This window comes from Propionibacterium sp. (assembly GCF_047719395.1).
In the GTDB taxonomy this organism is placed as follows: Bacteria; Actinomycetota; Actinomycetes; order Propionibacteriales; family Propionibacteriaceae; genus Propionibacterium.
This window is the reverse complement of sequence record NZ_JBDNTB010000007.1, coordinates 1-22,135: the sequence shown is the minus strand read 5'-3', so window position 1 is coordinate 22,135 and position 22,135 is coordinate 1. Positions and strand designations below refer to the sequence as shown.

The following is a 22,135-nucleotide window of genomic DNA, read 5'->3' as shown; positions in this document are numbered from 1 at the left end:
ACCAGTCTGCCATCACTGGTTGGGAAGGGAGCGGTCCAGGGCGGCTTGCAGGTCGGCGAGCAGATCGTTCAGCGGCTCGATGCCCACGGACAGGCGCAACAGGTCGTCGCTGAGACCGGCCTCGGCGCGTGCCTCGGGGGTCATGCCGGCATGGGTCATGGTCGTGGGGTGGCACAGCAGCGATTCGGTGCCGCCCAGGGATTCGGCCAGGTCGATGCAGCGCAGCCCGTCCACGAAGCGGCGTACCGCCGGTACACCTCCGGTCAGTTCGAAGCTGAGCAGCGAACCGAAGCCGGACTGCTGGCGTGCGGCGAGCTCGTGCTGGGGGTGAGAGGACAAGCCCGGATAGTTCACCGTGCGCACCGCAGGATGCGAACAGAGCAGATCAACCACTGCCGTCGCATTCGCCTGGTGGACGCGGATTCTGGCGTCGATGGTGCGCAGCCCGCGCATGATCAACCAGGACTCCCAGGCCCCCCCGGTGAGGCCGAGTGCATTGGCCCAGTGGTTGATCAGTTCGGCCTGCTCGGCGGTCCTGGTGATCACCGCGCCGCCCACCGTGTCGGAATGGCCGTTGATGAACTTCGTCGTGGAGTGCACCACCACGTCTGCGCCGAGGTCGAGAGGATTCTGCAGCAGCGGGGAACAGAAGGTGTTGTCGACCACCACGACGGCACCGGCCGCATGAGCCTGCTGCGAGACGGTGGCGATGTCGGTGATGCGCATCAGCGGGTTCGAGGGAGTTTCGATGAGCACGACATCGGCCGGCGTCGACAGTGCCGCGGTGGCAGCGTCGGGATCTGCCAGGGCCTCGAAATCGGCGACGAGACGATCCCTGGAGGCCAGATGGTCCAGCAGCCGCCAGGTGCCGCCGTAGCAGTCCACCGGGGCGACGACGCGGGCGTGCGGGCCGCACAGCGCCTCGAAGGTGGCAGTGAGCGCACCCATCCCGGAGCCGGTCACCACTCCGCCTGCACCATGCTCCAGACGGGTCAGCGCATTGGCCAGCAGGGTGCGTGTCGGGTTGTTCGAACGTGAGTAGTCGAAGTCGGGATGCTCGTCCAAGGAGGGGAAGCGGTAGTTGGTGCTGGGGTACAGCGGCGGCACCACGGAGCTGTACTGGGTGTCCGAGTCCAGCCCGGCTCGTATCGCGCTGGTCAGGGCATCGAGCTCAGCGGGTTGATCGTTCATTCTTCCTCCTGGCGCTGCACCGCGGGCCGATCCGTCCGTGCCAGCACCTATGTCGTCCAAAAGGGCATCGCAGTACTCCGGCGGTGAGCCCTCGGGAGGAGTGTAGTGACAATGGCCGGGCGCAGAAACGCCATTGGGCTCCACGCGCAAGCGGAGCCCAATGGCGAATGATGCTGCCGGGTGAGCGGATCAGGAGATGCGCAGGGTGCTGATCTTGTCGAAGACGTGCATCTTCGCCGGGTCGACGCGCAGCCGGATGGTCTCACCGCGCTGCGGGGGCGTGCGGGTGGTGACTCGCGCCACGACCTGCAAGCTCTCATCGGTGATGGCCGCCGTATCGGCGGTACCCAGGGTGCCGTAGAGGTAGGAATCGGCGCCGGTCTCCTCGACCGCTCCGATCTTCAGCGCGATGCCCTCATCGGAGTCGGAGACCTCGAAGGTTTCAGGCCGGATGCCCACCACGACGTCCTTGGACTGCGCCTTGTCGAGAATCTCGCGAGCCACCGGGATGACGTGATCGGTGACCTCGATGCCGTTCTCGACGATCGTGCCGGGCATCAAGTTCATGGCGGGAGAGCCGATGAATCCGGCGACGAAGATGTTCTTCGGGGTGTCGTAGAGGGCCAGCGGGCGGTCCACCTGCTGCAGGATGCCGTCCTTCATGACAGCGACACGGTCGCCCATCGTCATGGCCTCGACCTGGTCGTGGGTGACATAGACGGTGGTGACTCCCAGCCGGGTCTGCAGCGCGGCGATCTGGGTGCGGGTCTGGACGCGCAGCTTGGCGTCCAGATTGGACAGCGGCTCGTCCATCAGGAAGACCTGGGGATCACGGACGATCGCGCGGCCCATGGCCACGCGCTGGCGCTGGCCGCCGGACAGGTTCTTGGGCTTGCGGGTGAGCAATTCTTCAAGGCCGAGCAGTTTTGCCGCTTCGAGAACGCGCTTTTCGCGCTCGTCCCGGGCAACACCCTTCATTTTCAATGCGAAGCCCATATTGTCCGCCACGGTCATATGCGGATAAAGGGCGTAATTCTGGAAGACCATCGCGATATCGCGATCCTTGGGGGGCAGATCGGTGACATCGCGATCCCCGATCCACACCGATCCGTCGTTGATCTCTTCCAGGCCTGCGAGCATTCTCAGCGAGGTGGACTTGCCACATCCGGAGGGTCCGACCAGGACCATGAATTCGCCGTCACCGATTTCGAGATTGAGCTTGTCGACGGCTGGATGATCCGCACCTGGATAGATCCGGGTTGCGTCCTTGAATGAGACTTTAGCCATGGCTGTCGCCAATCCTTTCCACGGGCAGGAACGTGCCCGACGATCCGTAGTAGAAACAGGACGAAGGACGACTTCGTCTTGGATAAGCATGGCACATGTGCGGAAAATCATGTGCGGGTATACCTGAAATTGGCGTCTGACAAGGCCTTGGGCGATGTGCCTTCGGCGTGCCGCAGGGGCGCCGTCCAGTCGCATGGGCGACTCCCACTGCCGTCCGGGGTCGCGGGGAATGGCCTTGATGCCCACAGGTCCGTGCAGTGCTGACAGGTAGTCTGCAGAAGTGAGCGAAGACCAGGACGGCACCGCCCGGCAGGTTCCCGTCGATACCGCCCGGGTGTCCGATGAAGGGTCCACCCCGGGTGCCAGGCGTGCCGAGGCCCCAGATTCTCACGAGATGGATTCGAGCACTCGTCCAGCGTCCACCGGGAGCCCCGATGGCTCAGGTGCGCCTAGAGAACACGATGAACTCAGGCAGTGGTGGGACGATCCGTCGATGCCCTGGCGGCACAAGCCCGGTCGTTCCGACATCGCCTGCCTGGTCTGGATGGGTGTGCTGGGCGTGGTGAGCATGGTCATGCTGCCCTTGCGCGCCTGGTTGCTCGGCGCACCCGACAGGGTGCCGCTGCTGGTGGCGCTCACCGGCAGCCGATCGGGCACAGTGTCTCTCGGCGCGCTGGTGCACACCGGCCAGCTCATCCACATCGCATGGATTCTGCCCGTCATCGCCGGCACGATCATGAGCTGCAAACTCGACTGGGTCTACTGGTGGGCGGGCAAACTGTGGGGCCGCGGGATGATCGAGGTCTGGGCCGGAAAGTCCGACCGGGCCCGTCGCCGCTACGAGCGGATGGAGCGCTGGGCCAGAAAACTCGGCTGGTTGGGCATGGTCATCGCCTACCTGCCCGTGCCACTGCCTCTCATGCCGGTGGTCTTCGTGCTGTCCGGTGCCAGTGGCATGACAGTCAAGAAATTCATGGCCCTCGACCTGGTGGTCTGCTTCGCCTGGCTACTGGGCTTCTTCACGCTCGGCAGCGCCGTGGGGGTGCCGGTGGAACGCATCCTGGCCGTCTACGCGAAGATCGCGAACTATGTGACCATCGCTCTCGTCGTGCTCGTGATCGGCTGGTCGCTCAAGCGATCATCCAGGTCAGCGCGTCACTGAAGCGATCCCCGAAGCCGATGCCTCGGCAGTCCCAGGCCTGACACACTTCCCCCGAGATGCGCTGCCGGGCACGGTCTCAGCGTCCCAGCGCAGCCAGGTAGCAGGCTTCGGCCTCGTCACCGAAGGCCACCAGCAGCACTTTCCCCACCGGAGAATCGTCACCGCGAAGGGTGTCGACGGCGATCTGCGCCGCCGAGGCCATCGGCCAGCCGTAGACGCCTGTCGAGATCGCCGGGAAAGCCACCGACGCAGCACCGAGTTCAGCGGCCACCCGCAGACACTCCCGGTAGCAGCTGGCCAATATCGCCGAGCGATCCTCTGTTCTTGAGTACACCGGGCCCACGGTGTGGATCACCCAGCGCGCCGGGAGCTTCCCAGCAGTGGTGGCCACAGCCTGGCCGCGCGGCAGGCCATCGGGAAGGGTGGTCGCGCGCAGCTCCCGGCATGCCTTGAGGATGGCAGGGCCCCCGGCGCGATGGATGGCGCCGTCCACGCCGCCGCCCCCGAGAAGTGATGAGTTGGCGGCATTGACCACCGCGTCCACCTGCAATGTGGTGATGTCAGCGTGCACGATCCCGATTCTCATGGCCCCAGTGTGATGCACTCGCGACGCCAACCCGGCATGCTGGGGGAAGATCAACATGGAAGTACAACTCAGCTGGATTCCACGAGCGCACGCGGAGGAAGCATGAATCTGGAGAAGGTCGTCTTCGGCTTTTTCGTCACTCTGGCGGCATCGCTCAATTTCGGCTTCTTCTACGGCCGTCTGGACGATCCCAGTGTGCACAACGGTTACGAGCTCGTCGCGGCTCTCGTGGTGAGCCTGGTGACGACCGTGCTCAAGTTCGGGGATCGCACCCAGCTGGGCGCCGTGCATCTCGCCACCAGCCTTGTCGCCGATCTGCAACTGCTCGTGGCGGCCTCCATCTGGGTGTGGGCCATCCAGATCGGTTCGGGTGTCATCACCCCAGCCCACATGTCGATCATCGTGTCGATGTCGGGAGGGGCGCTGCTTGCCAATGTGGTCTCAGTCATCCTGATGGTCAGCGAGATCGTCCAGATCCGGCGCTGACCCGGCCATGCCTGCATCCAGCACGAGCTCCCGGCACCCGGGAATGCTCACCGATGTCTTCTACCTCATCCTGCGCAGGATGAGGTTTCCGATCATCCTGCTCATCGCCATCTACGTGTTCTGCACACTGGGGTTGGCTCTGGTGCCCGGCGTGGATGCCCTGGGGAATACCACCGGCCCGATGGGCATGTTCTCCGCCTTCTATGTGGTGAGTTTCACCGGGACGACCATCGGGCTGGGCGAGATCCCACAGGCCTACTCCACCGAGCAGCGCATGTGGATGCTGCTCACCATCTATCTCACGGTCATCGGGTGGTCCTATTCGCTGGTGAACATCCTGACCCTGCTGCAGGAGAAGGCCTTCCAGAACGCCTTGCGCCAGGCGCGCTTCAGCCGACGCATCTACGGGATGCGCGAACCCTTCTACCTGGTCGCCGGTGCCGGCGAGACCGGCACCCTGGTCTGCCACGGGCTCGACAGGCTGGGTTTTCGTTTTGCCGTGGTCGAGCGCGACGAGGACCAGCTCGCCAGGCTGCGGCTGGAGGAGTTCCACACCGATCCGCCTCTCATCGTCGCCGATGCCTCCCAGCCCGTCGTGATGCGCGGCGCGGGGCTGCTGTCACCGCACTGCCGCGGTGTGGTGGCCGTCACCGAGGACGATGAGACCAACCAGGCGATCGCCGTCACCACACGCCTGCTGGCCCCTCGTGTGCCGGTGCTGGCGCGGATCCGCAATGCCGACACCGAAACCCATGTCGGGGTTTTCGGCGGCGATCTGGTGATCAATCCCTTCGAGCGTTTCGCACGCCAGCTGGCCTCGGCGATCATCGCTCCGGAGCGCTATCGGCTGCACGGCACCCTCACCGGACTTCCCGGTGAGCCCATTCCCGTGCACCACCAGCCTCCCGGCGGCCGCTGGATCATGTGCGGTTTCGGCCGGTTCGGTCATGCCGTCGTCGACGAGCTGCGCAGTACCGGCATCGAGGTGACGGTGATCGACATGCTGCACTACCCCGAGGGCGGGGTCGACGTGCGCGGTACCGGCACCGATTCGGAGAGCCTTCTGGAGGCCGGCGTCCGGGATGCCCGGGGGATCGTGGCGGGAAATGCATCTGACACCAAGAATCTTGCGATCGCCGTGGCCGCCAGGGACCTCCATCCCGACATCTTCATCGTCACCCGGCAGAACAAGTCGACCAACACTGCCTTGTTCGAGGCTTTCTCCGATGACCTGTGCATGGTCCCGAGCCACATCGTCGCCCAGGAATTCCTGGCCCGGATCACCACGCCGCTGCTGGGTCAGTATCTGCGCCGCATCGACCAGTACAGCGAGCGGGACTGTGCGGCACTGGTCGAGCAACTGGCGCGCTACGGCCGTGGCCGCATCCCCGAGCTGTGGGATGTCGTCATCCGGCCAGCACGCGCCGAGGCCGTGTCCGAGGCATTGGACAGCGGCTCCGAGGTGAAGCTGGGGCATCTGCTCACCGATCCCGACGACCGGGGACGCCGTTCCGAAGCCGTTGTGCTCATGGTGCGCCGGGGCAATGCGATCATCGATCGGCCGGGTGTCGAGGAGCCGGTGCGAGCCGGCGACCGGATGCTTCTTGCCAGTTCCTCACGAGGACGCCACTGCGTCGAACTCGTGCTGCGCAATCCCAACACCCTCCGCTATGTGCTGACCGGCGAGGAAGGCAATGGCGGGCTCGTATGGCAGTGGCTCAGCAGGCGGGTTGGGGGCCGGGAAGACAGTTGACAAGGGTCTTCACCGTGCCCTCGGAATCGCGCCAGGCCGAGAACATCATGGCGGAATTGTGCGCCACGACGATGCCTCCGTTCGCGTCGGCGACGATCATTCCACCATCGGACGCCCGGGTGCCGATCACCTCGTCGAGAACCCACTGCGCGGTCGCGGCGGGGGACTGGCCGAGATAGGCCACCCGGGCGTGCACCTCGTGCGCGGCCCCGCCCTCCAGGAAGGCCTCGCCCATGCCGGTGCAGCTCACTGCGACGGTGCCCGCATGGGCATAGGTGCCGGCGCCGATGACAGGGCTGTCCCCGATGCGGCCCACCGCCTTGTTGGCCATGCCCCCCGTCGAGGTGGCTGCAGCCAGCTGTCCACAGACGTCGAGGGCGACTGCGCCGACAGTGCCGTGACTGGGAGCAGAACTCTCTGCCTCCTGGATCTCGGCCAGTTGGAGGCGGCGCTCGCAGGTGACGAACCATTCGGGTGGTTCGGTCTCCAGCCCCCAGGCGTGCGCCAGCTCGGCGGTGGGTGCGGCGATGAACACATGCGGCGTCTGTTCCATGACGGCCCGTGCGGCCAGCACCGGATGCCTGATCAGACGGCTCGCGGCAATGGCTCCCGCCGATCCCTGGCCGGTCATCACCGACGAATCGTGTTCAGCCTGTCCGGCGGCGTCCAGGGTGGCGCCTCGCCCGGCGTTGAACAGCGGATCGTCTTCCAGCTGGCACACTGAGGCGCAGACCGCGTCGAGGCCGGATCCACCCGCGGACAGCACTTCCTCGCCGGCCAGGTAGGCATTCCGCAGGCCGAGGCGGTAGTCCTCCTCGAACTCCGGGAGCAGTGCGCGAGGGTGGTTTCCAGCTCCGGCATGAATGGCCAGTGCCCAGTGCTGACCATTCGGCGGCACGGTCATCACCCTGGCAGGCCAGGCGGGATGGCCGCTCGGGAGGCCGCTGTGGACCGCGGCAGGCGCTGACGCCGGAGAGCGACAGACGCTTCTGCGGGGATCAGTCATGGAGACCGAATTTCTTGTGCACGGCGCGAAGGGGTTTGGGCGCCCACCAGTTCCATTTGCCGAGCACTGTCATGGTGCTCGGCACCAGGAGCATACGGATCAGGGTGGCGTCCGTGGCCACCGTAATCGCCAGCGCGACACCGATCTGCTTGATGGCGATCAGTTCTCCTGCGACGAAACCCAGGAAGACAGCGATGATGATGGCGGCTGCCGAGGTGATGATCCGGCCAGAGCGCTGCAGTCCGCGAGCCACCGCCTCGTCATTGTTGTAACCAATGTCCCAGTACTCCTTGACCCTGGCGAGCAGGAAGACCTCGTAGTCCATGGCCAGCCCGAAACCGAAGGCCAGCATGCACGCGACGATGAAGGATTCCAGGCCGGCCTGGCGGGGCAGGCCGAGCCGGCCGCTCTCGAAGAGCCACCAGGTGGCACCCAGCGAGGCCACCAGGGAGAAGGTGTTGATGAGCAGCGTCTTGATCGGGACGATGATCGAGCCGGTCATCAGGAAGAGCAGCACGAAGACCGCCCCCACGACGATCGCAATGGCCGCGGGGGCGCCCTGGAACAGCGAGTGGTTGAAGTCCAGCTGGGTGGCAGCAGGTCCGCCCACCCAGAACTGGTAGCCGGCTGGGTATCCGCGCAGCTCTTTCACGGCAGCGGTGACCTGCGGGCCGACCGGATCGGAGGAGTCGGAGGAGATGCTGATCTGTGACATCTGCTGGTGCCCCGCGACGGGCTGGACACTGACGGTATCGACATGGTCGATGCCCTTGATGTGGGCCACGAACTGGCCGGTGTCAGCCGGTGCGGTGTCAGCGACGACGGTGATGTCCGGGGCGGCCAGCGCCGGATAGTCGCGCTGCAGAGTGTCGTAACCGATCCCTGCGGAGGACTGCGCCGGAATGTACTCGGCGAAGGCCGTGCGGAGCTTGAGGGTGGCGATGGGGGAGGCCATCAGCCCCAGCATCGCCACGACCACCACGATGATGACCCAGGGCCGCGCGACCACCTTGTGCGCCAGCTTGGAGAAGAATCCACTGTCACTGGACGAGTCACCGACCACACGCAGCACCCTTCCCAGGACCGGTACCCGCGTAATGGAACTCGGACGCACCAGATGCACACCGAGCAGGGTGATGATCGCCGGCACCAGGGTGACGGCGCTCATCACGGCCAGCACCGTGACCACGACACCGCCGATCGCAATGGTCTTGAGGATGCTCGACGTCATGACCAGCAACCCGGCGATGGAGCAGGCGATGGTGAGTGCCGAGAAGGTCACCGTCCGCCCCGATGTGGCGACGGTGCGCACCACGGCCTGGTGCACCAGCTCCCGCATCCGCTCCGCATCGAGGATGCCCCTGGGGTGCTCAGACTTCTCCCGGGCGAGAGCACCCGTGATCTCCTCCCGGTACCTGCTCACCACCAGCAGTCCGTAGTCGATGGACAGTGCCAGGCCGATGATCGAGATCACGTTGAGGATGAATGAGTCGATGTCGATGACGAAGGTGAGGACCCACAGCACTCCCAGGCCTATCCCGATGGAGATCAGGGCGCTGACCAATGGCAACCCGGCGGCGAGCAGCCCTCCGAACACCAGGACGAGCAGGACCAGCGCCACCGGAAGTCCGATGATCTCGCCGCGCACCAGGTCCTGGCGCGTCTGATTGCTGATCGCATCGGCGATGGTCTCCGTCGATACCTGGTGTCCTGCGATCTGCGGGAAGGTGGGTCGTAGGTCGTCGAGGAAGCGATTCAGCGCAGTGCCCAGGGAATCATTGGCCGAAGTGATCTGGTCGTCGTCCAAGCCCTTGTCGAGTGTGGCAACCATCACGAAGCCGTCCCCGGCCGAGCTGAGCAGAGCTTTTGCCTGCGGTGAGTTCAGATCGGGTTGGGAGAAGGCATCACTCACGGTGGCGACATCTTCGACCTTGAAATCGGCACGGTGCGCGGCGACCAGGCCGGCCAGCGGCTCGGCGTCCTGCGCGAGGTCAACCCCGGTGAACACCAGCGTGACCGTCTTGGCGGCGTCCGGATTTCCTGTGGTGAGGTCTGAGACCTGCTGCGACTGGGTGCCGGGGATGGACGACTCGGAGCTGCTCAACCGGTCGAACAGGTCACCATGACCCCAGCCATTGAATGCGAAACTGCCGAACAAACACAGCACCACTGCCCAGGCCAGCACGAACCAGAGTGGTTGCCGCGTGATGGCTCGGCCGATCCGGGTGAACACATCTGCCCCTCGCCTGAAGTGACCGTCGTGAACAATCAGTCACGAGATGTCAGCCCGCTGTCCGGGCGTCGTCATTGTTTTCGGCAATCGACAATTGCCGTGGAGCCCCCGGAGGGAGTCGAACCCTCGGCCCTTCGCTTACAAGGCGAATGCTCTGGCCGCTGAGCTACGGGGGCGCGGAGACCATTCTGCCGTCCACGGCACCACAGGGAAACTTGGTACCCAGTTTTGGGTGGTACTGCGCGTCATGGACGACCGGGCTGGGGGTCTGCTGCGTTCGAATCGGCGGTCAGCGGACGGTTCCGGGTCCGGCCAGGAAGGCAAGGCAGTCTCCCCGCAGGCTCAACTGTTCTTCCGCCGCGATGAAGGCAGCCTGGCCGTGGGCCAGCTGACCCTCCACAGTCCCGTCCGTGCGGATCAACTCTGCTGTGCCGTTGATGACCAGCAGGATCCTTCCGGTGCCGGATCCGGGAAGCAGGTTCGTTGCCTGCTGGCCCGGTTCGATCCGCCACAGTGCGAACTGGTCGTCGTTTGTGTCGTATCGGGCAAGCCGAGTGCCGACCGGGTGCGGTGCCATGATTTCGGGCGGTCGCGGCGCGAAGTCGACTATCTCGAGCAGGGCCTGGATGTCGATGTGCTTGGGAGTGAGACCACCCCGCACCACATTGTCCGAACTGGCCATGATCTCGATACCAGCCCCATTGAGATAGGCATGCAGAACACCAGCCGGCACGTGCAATGCCTGGCCCGGGTCCAGCGTCACCGGATTGAGAAGCAGTGCCGCCAGAATACTTGGGTTGCCCTGTATCGCCTCGTCAAGCTGAACGATCAACCGTGCGAAGGCACCTACCTCGCCCCCGTCCCCGCTCCGACGGACCGCTGCGGCGAGCACTCCATTGAGCATGGAGACGTTGTCGTCGTCAGGGCGGAGGCAGTCAAGAAAGACCTCCGCCAGTGCAGGCATGGGCTGGCGGTGGCGCAGCGGTCCCAGCAATCTCTCCAGCGGCACCTCGGAACCGAGAGAGTCAAAGAGCCGAACGGTCTGTTGAGGGTTGCGGAAGCCTGCCAGCACCCTGAAGGGTTTCAAGGCCACCAACAGCTCGGGTTTGGGCCAGTCGTCCTTGAAGACACGCTTCGGATCGTCCAGGGCAATCCCGCGCGACTGTTCGGCGGCGAATCCCTTTCTGGCCTGTTCGGCAGAAGGATGCGCCTGCAGGCTTAGCGGTGAATCGGCGGCCAGGATCTTCAGAAGATAGGGAAGTTTCCCCCGGTAACGTGTTGCAATCGATTCTCCGAGTAAATCGGGATTCGCGGTCAACCAACGATCCAAAGTGCTGTTGCCCATATGAGCAGGACCAGCTGGATGGGTGCCAAGCCAGTATTCCGCTACTGGATTGCCATCCGGTGCGGAGCCCAAAATCTCCGGTATTTCGGTGGGCGATCCCCAGGCATAGTTCTTGACAACACCTTCAAGTGGTCGCATCGCAGCTCTCGTTTCCTCTCTGCCGCGTGGTGCCTGAAAAGCCATCAACCTTTGAATAGCTGTCACCTGCCAGTTCCGGTATTTCCGCAGAACTCAGGTTGCCAGGCAACCTTACAGCCGGTGCTCATGCGATGAATGAGGGCATTCACAGATTCCCTGTGGTACCAGGCCGATCACATGGACGACTTGGCCGATCTGGATGGAACCAACCATGGTGCAATGGCGACAGGTGCACCAGCCATTGCTATGACCGTTCCACGGAAACAAGGAGGTCTCGGGGAACCTGCGCCACGACACGGACCCGACGAATCTGCGATCGACCGTTCTGAAGCATTGAGTCCTCATACTGCAGGCCGACTGACGGGTCGGCCGCCCCAGACTCGTCGGGTGCGGCGCCCGTCACTCCACCGTGACCGATTTCGCCAGATTGCGCGGCTTGTCGACATCGAGCCCCTTCATCGTGGCGAGCTCCAGCGCGAACACCTGGAGCGGCACGATGGTGACCAGCGGTGCCAACAGGGTCGGGGTCTGGGGCACTCGAATAACCTCGTCGGCGTAGGGCAGCACTGCGTCATCCCCCTCTTCGGCGATGACGAGCGTATGGGCTCCGCGGGCGCGAATCTCCTGGATGTTGGACACCACCTTGTCGTGCACGGAGTGTCGGCCGCGTGGTGAGGGCACCACGATGAAGACCGGCTGTCCAGGTTCAATCAATGCGATCGGACCATGCTTGAGTTCGCCAGCTGGAAAGCCTTCCGCATGGATGTAGGCAATCTCCTTGAGCTTCAGGGCGCCCTCAAGCGCCACTGGATAGCCGACATGACGACCCAGATACAGCACGGACTTGGTGTCCGCCATCCAGCGAGCAAGCTCGCGGACATGGTCCATGTTCGCCAGTACCTCACGAATTTTGTCCGGCACGGCCTCCAGCTCGTTCAGGATGTGATGGATCTCGTCAGCGAACATATTGCCCCGCACCTGAGCCAGGTAGAGGCCCAGCAGATAGCAGGCGGTGACTTGGCCGACGAAGGCCTTGGTGGAGGCCACGGCAATCTCAGGGCCTGCGTGCGTGTAGATGACCGCGTCCGACTCCCGAGGGATCGTCGATCCGTTGACATTCGCTATTGCGATCACTTTCGCACCCTGCTCCTGGCCGTGCCGCAGCGCCATGAGCGTGTCCATGGTCTCGCCCGACTGGGTCACGGCGACGATCAGTGTCTTCTCATTGACGACAGGGTCGCGGTAGCGGAACTCATGGGCGTACTCGACCTCGACTGGGATTCGGCACCAGTGCTCGATGGCGTATTTCGCCACTTGGCCGGAGTAATAGGCCGTGCCACAGGCGACAACCACGATCTTGTCAATCATCTTGAGTGTCGCATCGGAAACTCGCTTGTCGTCGAGAGTGAGTCGACCTTGTGCATCCACCCGTCCCAAGAGGGTATTGGCCACGGCTTCGGGATCTTCGTGGATCTCCTTGTCCATGAATGACCGCCAGCCGCCCTTCTCGGCCGCTGATGAATCCCAGTCGACGACATAGGGCTGCCTCTGCACAGAGTTGCCGTCAGCGTCGATGATGTCGACCGAGGTGGCGGTGACTGTCACGATCTCGTCCTGGCCCAGGGCGATGGCTTTCTTGGTGTACTGGACGAAAGCCGTCACGTCTGAGCCGAGGAAGTTGGCGCCGTCGCCGACTCCCACGACCAGTGGCGAGTTGCGGCGCGCGCCGACAATCAGATCGGGCACGTCGGCATGAACGGCAAGCAGCGTGAACGAACCCTTGAGCCGCTGGATGAGTAGCCGCATGGCCTCGGTGAGGTCATTGGTCTGGTGGTAGATCTTCGCCAGCAGATGCGCGGCAACTTCGCTGTCTGTGTCTGAGGAGAAGGTGACGCCTTCGTCGAGCAATTCCTGCTTGAGAGGCATGTAGTTCTCGATGATGCCGTTGTGAATCAGCGCGAGACGACCGCCGTCGGACACATGCGGATGCGCATTGGTGTCAGTCGGGGTGCCATGGGTTGCCCACCGGGTGTGGCCGATACCCGTGTCGGCGCGTGGAAGTGGATCAGCGGCCAGAGAACTCTCCAGGACGTCCAGGCGTCCAGCTTTCTTCCGTACGAAGAGCCCGTCTGCTGTGACGAGAGCGACACCTGCGGAGTCATAGCCTCGGTACTCGAGCCGCTTGAGGCCGCTGAGAACGGCATCCAACGCTGGATTCACAGCGCTTTCGCTCAACGTCTCAGTACCAGTTGCAAGCCTCTTCGCGCTGGAGACGCATCCCACGATTCCACACATAGGCGCAGTTTAACCACAGCAATGGCTGTCTCAGTGCGTGCCGTGCCGCCTCTGTGCGTGCGGTGCCGCGCGAGGGGACACGCTGGCCCATCCAGCAGGGACAGGCCTGACACCACCGAGTGCACTCAGGGTACGAGCGTCCTCCTTGTGCAGATTCCGGACAGTTCAGCCAGGGAGGTGGAAAGGTGGATGTTCCCTGCGCCGACCTAGGAGTCGAGTATCGCCGTGAGCTCATCGACGAAGACTCGGAATGACTTCGCACGCTCAACTATCCGTTTCAGGTTCGCGCCGTCCGAAAACACGGCGATGAATTGGTCAAAGAAATTCTGAAATTCTGCTCGGGACTGTGAGCTGAATGCAACGAAGGCGACCATGTTCACCCTGCTCTCTCCCCATGGCATGCTTGATCTACTGATGGCAACCGAGATCACCGTACGGTGCGCCGACATCTCCAGAGCGTGCGGTACGGCGAGTCCATCTGCGAACACAGTCGACGAGAGGTGCTCGCGTTCGATTGCCCCCACGACATAGCTCGGATCGATCGCACCGGCGGCGACCATGCGGTCCCCAAGAAGATGAATTGCGTCTTCTGCTCCCGAAATAGGAGCGTCGCGCACGAACAGGGATTCATCAAAATATGTCAGCAGATTCTTCTTGATCGCCTGGCGCCGCTGTGTCGTTCGGATCCGGGACACGGCGGCGCGGACCCGGTTGGCATCATCGGGTGTGAAGAATGGCTTGATCATCAGGATGGAGGCAGATGGTACTGGCGGCTCGATGGTGGTGAGCACGAGTTCGGTATTGAGGTGGTCCCAGTCAACATCCGTCCTGGTAACGAGCACCTTGACGTCAAGGATGTCACCGAGCATGACCTGCACGCGATTACGCAGTGTCGTTTGCAGGTCGTAATAGGTGGGGAAGACTACCGTGCAGGAGATCAATTTATCAGCCTGTGCGCGCTGGGAGAGATAGGCGCCGATGTGGAGCGCGATATAAGAAATCTCTTCATCATTGAACGTGACATTGAATCGCTGTTGCAGTCCTCTCACGATGTATACGCTCAGTTCATAGGTCATCGGATATGACTTCTTGATCGATCCAGCGAGCGGGTTTCTGGACAGTGACTGCTGCCGGGCGCGATTCAACATGTTCTTGACATGCAGGGCAAACCGGTCCAAGAACTCTTCGCCTGACAGGTCGACGAGGTATTCCTTTCCCACCTCTGAAATCACCGATCGCACCGCTGTCATGACCGAGTTGTCGGGGCAGGCGTGACCCTGCGCAGTTTCATCGTTCAGCAGAGGCGTGATGGCATGAATCGCGAGCAGCGAGGACAGATAACTGAGATCTCCGCTGGAGAGCTCGACATCGAAGTGTTTTGCGGTGAGCCTTGCAAGGATCCCGGCTACGGCATCAGTCGGCCGTGGATCCTCCACTTTCGAGTCGGGAGCCTTGATGGTGCGGTCAACAGCGATGGCAATGTGCAACAAGGAACTGTCAACGCCGAAGTCATTCACGTAGTATCCGGCGGCGCGCAGTTCCGAGACCAGATCCGTCTTGAACTCGGGGAGGTGCTCGGGCGCGAACTCGCGCTGAATCGCCTCGAGGCCGGCGGTGCCGTGCCCTGTTTCATCACGAAACATGCGGCTCAACAGCCGACGCTTGGCCCGCTCACCACCAGCCAACGCAATGGTGCTCCCAGAACGGGACAGCTGGAGACCCTCAGGGAGAAGGCTGCGGACTCGGCTCAGATCAGACTCGATGGTTGAGTCGCTGACGATCAGCTCATCTGCGAGGTCATACAGATCGACACCAGCGACGCTTTCTGTGAGCTTGCGGACGATCTCGTAGAGCCGCTGTCGAGGAGAGACCTCGACCTTGGTGGTGGGTGTGGAGTTGTGGAAAGCGGCGTAGGCGGTCGTGTTGAGTCGATAGCCCTCCGGCCCCGACTTGATGAGTTCCTGCGACGGGGACCTGCGATTGATGGCCGCAACATAGTTTCTGACGGATCGGGGTGTCACACCCAGCGCATCCGCAAGTGATGAGCCTGTGACCCATGCGTCGGCGCGGCCAAGGCGGGCAAGCACCTGCTGCTCTCGCTCGTTGCTCACGACTTCTTCCTCCCGAATCCAACTCCGGATGGAACCAGACCATCTTCGATAGCCGTGTCGCCGGGAATCTCGTGTCCTGTCCGTTCCTCACGTACCGATTTTCCTGCCGGGCGGAAAGAACTTTGTTGGCTCCAACCTGTTGCCAAGCTACATGATTCTAGATGGAAGGGGTGGTGGTGGTGGAGCGGATCGTCGTCGTGTGCGGACTCGGGGCTTCGAGCTCTTTTGCCGCACAGCGAGTGCGTAGCGCCGTCAAAGATGCCGGACATGAGGCAGTCGTGACTCCATGCGCGCTGTCTGACCTTGAAAGCGCGTTGGTCGACGCGCACTTCGTGCTGGTGGCACCGCACTTGGTGGGTGAGATGGACCACATACGCCGGGCCGCATCCCGCTACGGAACCACGGTGGCCGTGCTCCCGAATTCAGTGCTGCGAGGCAGGAATGATCACGACATCCTTCCGCTAATTGGCATCGAGCTCCCGGAGTCATCGCAGGATGACAGTTCCCCGGAGGGGCCCTTTCTTGCGCGACCGGGCTGAGCCGATGACTCGCCTGAGCGAGCCAGCGTCTCGGCAAGCAGGGATGCCGATTTCCTCTCACGTCAGTCGGATGACGACTGCCATTAAGAAATGAGTCCAGATGACAACAATAACCAAAGAACCGACCAGATCCGGTCTGAAAACGGCCCAGGTTCGTGCCCAAAAGTTCGGTACCTTCCTCTCTGGGATGGTTATGCCCAACCTTCCGGCATTCGTCGCCTGGGGCCTCATCACGGCCCTTTTCATCTCCACCGGTTGGGCGCCCAACGGTATTCTTGGTGGATTCGGCAACGCCGATCTCATCGGTTGGCACGGTGCAGCTACCACTCTCGCCAAGGGTCCCGACGGTGCGACCTTTTTGCAGTACGTCGGTCTAGTCGGCCCGATCATCACCTACCTTCTCCCGCTGCTGATCGCCAATACCGGCGGACGCATGGTTTATGGGGAACGCGGAGGTGTCGTCGGCAGTATCGCGACGATAGGTGTCATCGTCGGTAGTACCATCCCCATGTTCATGGGCGCCATGATTGTCGGTCCGTTGGCCGCATGGATCATGAAGAAGATCGACAGCATCTGGGACGGCAAGATAAAACCCGGCTTCGAGATGCTTGTCAACATGTTCTCGGCTGGCATTGTCGCCGCTGCACTGTCCGTGGGTGCCTTCTTCGGTGTGGCGCCCGTTGTCAGCCAATTCAGCACGTGGCTTGGCAGCGGGGCCCAGTGGCTTGCCGGTCACCAGATGCTGCCCGCACTCGCCATTATCGTGGAACCTGCGAAGGTCCTGTTTCTGAACAATGCGATAGGAAATGGCGTTCTCGTTCCACTGGCGACTCAGCAGACAATGGTGGCTGGAAAGTCGCTGCTCTTCCTCGTGGAGTCGAACCCCGGACCTGGCCTGGGTGTCCTGTTGGCCTATTCGCTGTTCGGTATTGGTGCAGCCCGCGCCTCTGCGCCCGGCGCTGCCGTCATCGAGTTCATCGGCGGCATCCACGAGGTGTACTTCCCCTATGTACTGATGAAGCCCGTGCTCATCGTGGCCAGTATTCTCGGCGGTGCCACCGGTATCGCAACCAATGTGGTTTTCGGGACTGGTCTGCGGGCTCCTGCCGCGCCGGGCAGCATCATCGCAGTCCTCGCCCAGACGCCTCGCGGAAACTATCTCGGCGTCATTCTCTCGGTCGTGTTCGCCGCAGTCGTGTCCTTCCTGGTGGCTTCCGTCATTCTCCGCGCCTCGCGCAGGCGTGACCTTGCCGCTGGCGAGACTGGCGACTTGAGTGCTGCCATCGCCAAGACGGAGGCCAACAAGGGAAAGAGCAGCAGCGTGCTGAGCAACCTCGGTGGCCAGGATGGCGGACCTGCTGCGACCGCCGCACCCGGCGCTGGCGCTACGACCCTGTCCACGCGTCCGGTGCACAAGGTTATTTTTGCCTGCGACGCCGGTATGGGTTCGAGCGCTATGGGTGCCAGCGTATTGCGGAACAAGTTGAAGAAGGCGGGTGTTGAGGAAGTGAATGTCACCAATCTGGCCGTCGCGAATCTTTCGGACGACGTCGATTTGGTCATTACTCAACGTGAACTCACTGATCGGGCTCGGCAGAAGGCGCCGAGTGCCCAGCATGTGTCAGTGGATAATTTTATGAACAGTCCGGTGTACGACTCCGTCGTTGCCGAGATCAAAGAAGGTCAGGAAAACGAATCTCATGAGTGAAATTCTCACACGCGATCTCATCATTGCTTCTGGCAGCGCGACGACGAAGGAGGAGGCGATTCGAGAGGCCGGTGGACTTCTCGTGAAGGCCGGCGCTGTGTCCGCTGCCTACGTCGACGCCATGGAGGAGCGCGAAAGCAAGGTATCCACCTACATGGGGAACTACCTTGCGATTCCCCATGGCACTAATGAAGCCAAAGAGGCCATCAAGCGCTCGGCGATCTCGTTGGTGCGCTATGCGCAGCCGATCAACTGGGGGGAGGGCATGCCGGTGCGGATTGTCGCTGGTATTGCCGGTGTCAACAACGAGCACCTCGGCATTCTGTCAAAGATCGCGGTCATTTTTTCTGACGAGGACGAGGCGCAGAAGCTGCTCAACGCCCCCGACGTCGATGCGATCTACGACACACTCGAGAAGGTGAATGCGGAATGAAGAAAGCAGTTCACTTCGGCGCCGGGAACATCGGACGCGGATTCATCGGTCTCTTGGAGCACGAGGCTGGCTATGAAGTCGTGTTCTCCGATGTCAACGCCGAACTCATCGACACGCTCAACTCGCAATCGAGCTATGTGGTGCACGAAGTGGGATCCACGGGCCATGACCACAGGGTGACCAACTACCGGGCCATCAACAGCGCTGCACATCCCGATGACTTGGTTCATGAAATTGCTACAGCCGACATCGTGACCACAGCGGTCGGCCCGACGGTCCTTCGTTTTGTGGCCCCGTCGATCGTTCATGGACTGGAGGCTCGCGATCCGAGTGCCGCACCATTGGCCGTGATGGCCTGCGAAAACGCCATCAACGCCACCGACGTGCTGGTTTCCGAGATGAAGAAGGCGGCCAGCGACTGGACGGTCGTTGCGGGGCGTGCATCGTTCTCCAACACTGCAGTGGACCGCATCGTGCCAGCGCAAGATCCGGACGCCGGACTGGACGTGTCGGTCGAGCCATTCTTCGAATGGGCAGTCGAACGGCCGCCCTTCGGCCACAATGTCCCCGAGCTGCCAGGCGCAACATTCGTGCCCGAGCTGGCTCCCTACATTGAGCGCAAGCTCTTCACGGTCAACACCGGTCATGCCACGGCGGCATATGCCGGGTTTGTCGCCGGTCACCATCGCATCGCCGAAGCACTGGCCGATTCGGAGGTGGCGGACCTGGTCAGCCGTGTTCTGGCAGAGACCTCGACGCTGCTCATTCGTCGTTACGGATTCGCCGCAGATGACTTGGCTGCCTACCGGTCGAAGATCCTCCACCGCTTCGCCGAGCCGGCACTGCCTGACACCGTCGAGCGGGTCGGACGCCAGCCCCTGCGCAAGCTGTCGGGTCCCGAGCGCTTCATCGGGCCTGCTGCAGCCCTCGCTGAGGCGGGTCTGCCGACCGATGCACTTGTCCAGGCCGTGGGTCTCGCCCTGCAGTTTGACGTGCCTGATGATTCGCAGAGCGTCGAAATGCAGAAGTTGCTCCGAGAGCTTCCCTGTGCAGAATTTGTGACGAAAGTCACCGGTGTTGCTGCCGATCACCCGCTGTTCGATGCCTTGTCGGGAGTTGTTGCGCAGCGGCAAACCGTCTTGGGGGTTGGTTCCCTGGGGGTCGGTTCTGCAGGCCCGAAACTGGGCTGAGCGGCGTGAAAGGCGTTGCCTGCGATGGTCACACCGCGGCAGGCAACGCCTTTTCGCGTTTGTGCCCACGATGGACGTTGACAGTTCGTGACCGGGATCCCTCGCGCATGCCATCGGGGTCCTCATGGTGGAGTACTGGGCATGCCGACCATTGCATCGAATGTCTGTGACCATCCTTCGTCCTGAGCCGTCAGGCGGTGTCGGTGAGCCGATGCAGGAGAATTACGTGGATGTGATTCGTTCGGTACAATTGCATCATGTCCCAGGCCGTGAACGCGAGCGTCGTGAACGAGTCGCTGTCCGAACGTGATGTCGCCATCCTCGACTTCGAGAAGTCGTGGTGGATGTCGCGTTCTTCGAAGGAGCAGGAGATCCGCGAGCGATTCGATATGTCGGCGGCAAGGTACTACCAGCTTCTCAACACCCTCATTGATCAGCCTTCTGCCCTGGCGCGCGATCCGCTGCTGGTCAAGCGGCTTCGTCGGCTGCGCGAGCAGCGGCACAAGGAACGCTCCGCGCACCGGTTGCGCGGTCACTGACTGCAGTCGCCGATCACAGGCGTGAATTCGTAGGTCTGGTTTCTTTGCACTCTCGCATGCCGAGTGCTAAGAATGGATTGGCACTCGGCATGCGAGAGTGCCACCACGGGAGTCGAGGGTGAGGCCGTTCTCCGGTCGTCCGTCGCGGGCACCATCGTTCCCACCCGACAGCATCGGGGACTGCGTCCCCGTACAAGACGAAGCGCCGGGGCGACCCGGTGCGGGAGGATTCCCACCAACAATGGCTAAGCTCATTCAATTCGACAGTGAGGCCCGCCGCGGTCTTGAAACGGGCATGAACACGCTCGCTGACGCGGTGAAGGTCACGCTGGGGCCCAAGGGCCGCAATGTCGTCCTGGAGAAGTCGTGGGGCGCCCCCACCATCACCAATGACGGTGTCTCCATCGCCAAGGAGATCGAACTCGCGGATCCCTATGAGAAGATCGGCGCCGAACTCGTCAAGGAGGTCGCCAAGAAGACTGACGACGTCGCTGGCGACGGCACCACCACCGCCACCGTGATCGCCCAGGCCATGGTTCATGAAGGTCTGCGCAATGTCACTGCCGGCGCCAACCCCATCGAGCTCAAGCGCGGCATCGAGAAGGCCACCGAGGCCATCAGTGCGCAGTTGTCCAAGGCTGCCATCGATGTCGAGACCCGGGAGCAGATCGCGCAGACCGCGTCGATCTCCGCCGGTGACGCGACCGTTGGCGACCAGATCGCCGAGGCGATGGACAAGGTCGGCAAGGAAGGCGTCATCACCGTCGAGGATTCCAACACCTTCGGCCTGGAACTCGAGCTCACCGAGGGCATGAACTTCGACAAGGGCTACATCAGCCCTTACTTCGTCACCGACACCGAGCGCATGGAGGCCGTCCTCGAGGATCCCTACGTGCTCATCGTCGACGGCAAGGTCAGCTCCCTGAAGGACCTGCTGCCCATCCTTGAGAAGGTGCAGCAGACCGGCAAGGCGCTGGTCATCATCGCTGAGGACGTCGACGGCGAGGCCCTTGCGGGCCTGGTCGTGAACAAGATCCGCGGCACCTTCAAGAGCGTCGCCGTGAAGGCCCCCGCCTTCGGTGACCGCCGCAAGGCCATGCTCGGCGACATCGCCATCCTCACCGGTGGTCAGGTCGTGTCCGACACCGTGGGCCTGTCCCTGGACACCCTGCCGATCGAGATGCTCGGCAAGGCTCGTTCGGTTTCCGTCTCCAAGGACTCCACGACAATCGTCGACGGGGCCGGCGAGAAGGAGCAGATCCAGGGCCGGATCAAGCAGATCCGCACCGAGATCGAGAACTCCAGCTCCGATTACGACCGCGAGAAGCTGCAGGAGCGCCTGGCGAAGCTCGCCGGTGGCGTGGCGGTCATCAAGGTGGGCGCCGCGACCGAGGTCGAGGCCTCTGAGCTGAAGCACCGCATCGAGGACGCCGTACGCAATGCCAAGGCTGCTGTCGAGGAGGGCATCCTCCCCGGAGGTGGCGTGGCCCTCATCCAGGCTGCCAAGGCTGCCGAGCTCAGCGGCCTGACCGTCGACGAGCAGATCGGTGCCGACATCGTCTTCACCGCTGCCGAAGCTCCGCTCAAGCAGATCGCCACCAATGCCGGCCTCGAAGGCGGCGTCGTGGCCGAGAAGGTCAAGAACCTTCCTGCTGGCCAGGGCCTCAACGCTGCCGACGGCGAGTACGTCGACATGGTCAAGGCGGGCATCATCGACCCCGCCAAGGTCACCCGTTCCGCGCTGCAGAATGCCGCGTCGATCGCCGGCCTTTTCCTCACCACCGAGGCCGTCATCGCCATCAAGCCCGAGCCGAAGCCCGCAGTTCCTGCCGGCGCCGGTGACGACATGGGCGGCATGGGCGGTATGTACTGATCAACTCAGAACCGTTCATCCAGAACTCGTTCTGAACGGATACTCATCCGATGACGAAATGGGGGGGGGCGGACGGGCCCCCCCCCGTTGTTGGGGCGGGGCCCGACGCCCCCCGGGTGCCCGCCTCACGCCCGCCGGCGGGGGCGCGGAGGCCGAGGGCGTAGTGCTGGTGCTACGCCCCGCCGCCGCCGGCCGGGGCGACCTGCCCGGGGTTGCCGACGCCATTGCCGGGCTCCGGGGCGAACACCGGGGCGCCCGCC

At 63.0% G+C, this 22,135-nt stretch carries 17 protein-coding genes and 1 tRNA gene; 9 read left to right on the top strand and 9 right to left on the bottom strand.

The window, feature by feature from the left end; genetic code table 11:
• Positions 1 to 12 precede the first annotated feature (12 nt).
• Both metB and ABF648_RS02080 read right to left on the bottom strand, forming a co-directional pair.
• A complete protein-coding gene (gene metB / locus ABF648_RS02085) occupies positions 13 to 1,191 on the bottom strand; it encodes a cystathionine gamma-synthase (protein WP_415630636.1) in 1,179 nt (392 codons plus the stop codon).
• 189 nt (positions 1,192 to 1,380) lie between these two features.
• Positions 1,381 to 2,478, bottom strand: a complete 1,098-nt coding sequence (locus ABF648_RS02080; protein WP_415630635.1) for an ABC transporter ATP-binding protein — start codon at positions 2,476 to 2,478, stop codon at positions 1,381 to 1,383.
• A 394-nt stretch (positions 2,479 to 2,872) separates the two neighbouring features.
• Between ABF648_RS02080 and ABF648_RS02075 the strand changes: the two genes are divergently transcribed.
• Positions 2,873 to 3,640 carry a DedA family protein gene (locus ABF648_RS02075; protein ID WP_415630672.1) on the top strand — a complete coding sequence of 256 codons (768 nt, stop codon included), beginning with the start codon at positions 2,873 to 2,875 and terminating at the stop codon, positions 3,638 to 3,640.
• A gap of 76 nt (positions 3,641 to 3,716) precedes the next feature.
• On the opposite strand, the gene ABF648_RS02070 is transcribed toward ABF648_RS02075, so the two are convergent.
• Positions 3,717 to 4,226, bottom strand: coding sequence for an O-acetyl-ADP-ribose deacetylase (locus tag ABF648_RS02070; RefSeq protein WP_415630634.1), 510 nt, complete (start codon positions 4,224 to 4,226; stop codon positions 3,717 to 3,719).
• Between the two features lie 102 nt (positions 4,227 to 4,328).
• Between ABF648_RS02070 and ABF648_RS02065 the strand changes: the two genes are divergently transcribed.
• Both ABF648_RS02065 and ABF648_RS02060 read left to right on the top strand, forming a co-directional pair.
• Positions 4,329 to 4,712, top strand: a complete 384-nt coding sequence (locus tag ABF648_RS02065; protein ID WP_415630633.1) for a DUF6394 family protein — start codon at positions 4,329 to 4,331, stop codon at positions 4,710 to 4,712.
• A gap of 7 nt (positions 4,713 to 4,719) precedes the next feature.
• Complete coding sequence (locus ABF648_RS02060; protein WP_415630632.1) at positions 4,720 to 6,465, top strand: potassium channel family protein; 1,746 nt, start codon at positions 4,720 to 4,722, stop codon at positions 6,463 to 6,465.
• Here the strand turns inward: ABF648_RS02060 and ABF648_RS02055 are convergent.
• The 6 genes from ABF648_RS02055 to ABF648_RS02030 form a co-directional block, all read right to left on the bottom strand.
• On the bottom strand, positions 6,431 to 7,369 hold the full coding sequence (locus ABF648_RS02055; protein WP_415630631.1) for an isoaspartyl peptidase/L-asparaginase family protein: 939 nt from the start codon (positions 7,367 to 7,369) through the stop codon (positions 6,431 to 6,433). The two genes, ABF648_RS02060 and ABF648_RS02055, sit on opposite strands and share 35 nt — an antisense overlap.
• A 94-nt stretch (positions 7,370 to 7,463) precedes the next feature.
• On the bottom strand, positions 7,464 to 9,656 hold the full coding sequence (locus tag ABF648_RS02050; RefSeq protein WP_415630630.1) for an MMPL family transporter: 2,193 nt from the start codon (positions 9,654 to 9,656) through the stop codon (positions 7,464 to 7,466).
• 148 nt (positions 9,657 to 9,804) lie between these two features.
• A tRNA-Thr gene (locus tag ABF648_RS02045) sits at positions 9,805 to 9,880 on the bottom strand.
• A gap of 113 nt (positions 9,881 to 9,993) precedes the next feature.
• Positions 9,994 to 11,187 carry a mannose-6-phosphate isomerase, class I gene (gene manA / locus ABF648_RS02040; RefSeq protein ID WP_415630629.1) on the bottom strand — a complete coding sequence of 398 codons (1,194 nt, stop codon included), beginning with the start codon at positions 11,185 to 11,187 and terminating at the stop codon, positions 9,994 to 9,996.
• A gap of 399 nt (positions 11,188 to 11,586) precedes the next feature.
• On the bottom strand, positions 11,587 to 13,482 hold the full coding sequence (gene glmS, locus ABF648_RS02035; protein ID WP_415630628.1) for a glutamine--fructose-6-phosphate transaminase (isomerizing): 1,896 nt from the start codon (positions 13,480 to 13,482) through the stop codon (positions 11,587 to 11,589).
• 206 nt (positions 13,483 to 13,688) lie between these two features.
• Positions 13,689 to 15,593, bottom strand: a complete 1,905-nt coding sequence (locus tag ABF648_RS02030) for a BglG family transcription antiterminator (protein ID WP_415630627.1) — start codon at positions 15,591 to 15,593, stop codon at positions 13,689 to 13,691.
• A gap of 161 nt (positions 15,594 to 15,754) precedes the next feature.
• On the opposite strand from ABF648_RS02030, the gene ABF648_RS02025 reads away from it, so the two are divergent.
• From ABF648_RS02025 to groL, 6 genes are all read left to right on the top strand, one after another.
• The gene (locus tag ABF648_RS02025; RefSeq protein WP_415630626.1) at positions 15,755 to 16,132 is read left to right on the top strand and encodes a hypothetical protein; all 378 of its coding nucleotides are present in this window, start codon (positions 15,755 to 15,757) and stop codon (positions 16,130 to 16,132) included.
• A gap of 187 nt (positions 16,133 to 16,319) precedes the next feature.
• Complete coding sequence (locus ABF648_RS02020) at positions 16,320 to 17,840, top strand: PTS mannitol transporter subunit IICB (RefSeq protein ID WP_415630625.1); 1,521 nt, start codon at positions 16,320 to 16,322, stop codon at positions 17,838 to 17,840.
• Entirely contained in the window at positions 17,833 to 18,273 is a 441-nt protein-coding gene (locus ABF648_RS02015; RefSeq protein ID WP_415630624.1) for a PTS sugar transporter subunit IIA, read from the top strand. Before ABF648_RS02020 ends, ABF648_RS02015 begins: the two co-directional genes overlap by 8 nt.
• Positions 18,270 to 19,463, top strand: coding sequence for a mannitol-1-phosphate 5-dehydrogenase (locus tag ABF648_RS02010; RefSeq protein WP_415630623.1), 1,194 nt, complete (start codon positions 18,270 to 18,272; stop codon positions 19,461 to 19,463). The genes ABF648_RS02015 and ABF648_RS02010 overlap by 4 nt, the downstream gene beginning before the upstream one ends.
• A gap of 257 nt (positions 19,464 to 19,720) precedes the next feature.
• Positions 19,721 to 20,002, top strand: a complete 282-nt coding sequence (locus ABF648_RS02005; protein WP_415630622.1) for a DUF3263 domain-containing protein — start codon at positions 19,721 to 19,723, stop codon at positions 20,000 to 20,002.
• 241 nt (positions 20,003 to 20,243) lie between these two features.
• Entirely contained in the window at positions 20,244 to 21,875 is a 1,632-nt protein-coding gene (gene groL, locus ABF648_RS02000) for a chaperonin GroEL (protein WP_415630621.1), read from the top strand.
• The last annotated feature ends 260 nt before the right edge of the window (positions 21,876 to 22,135 follow it).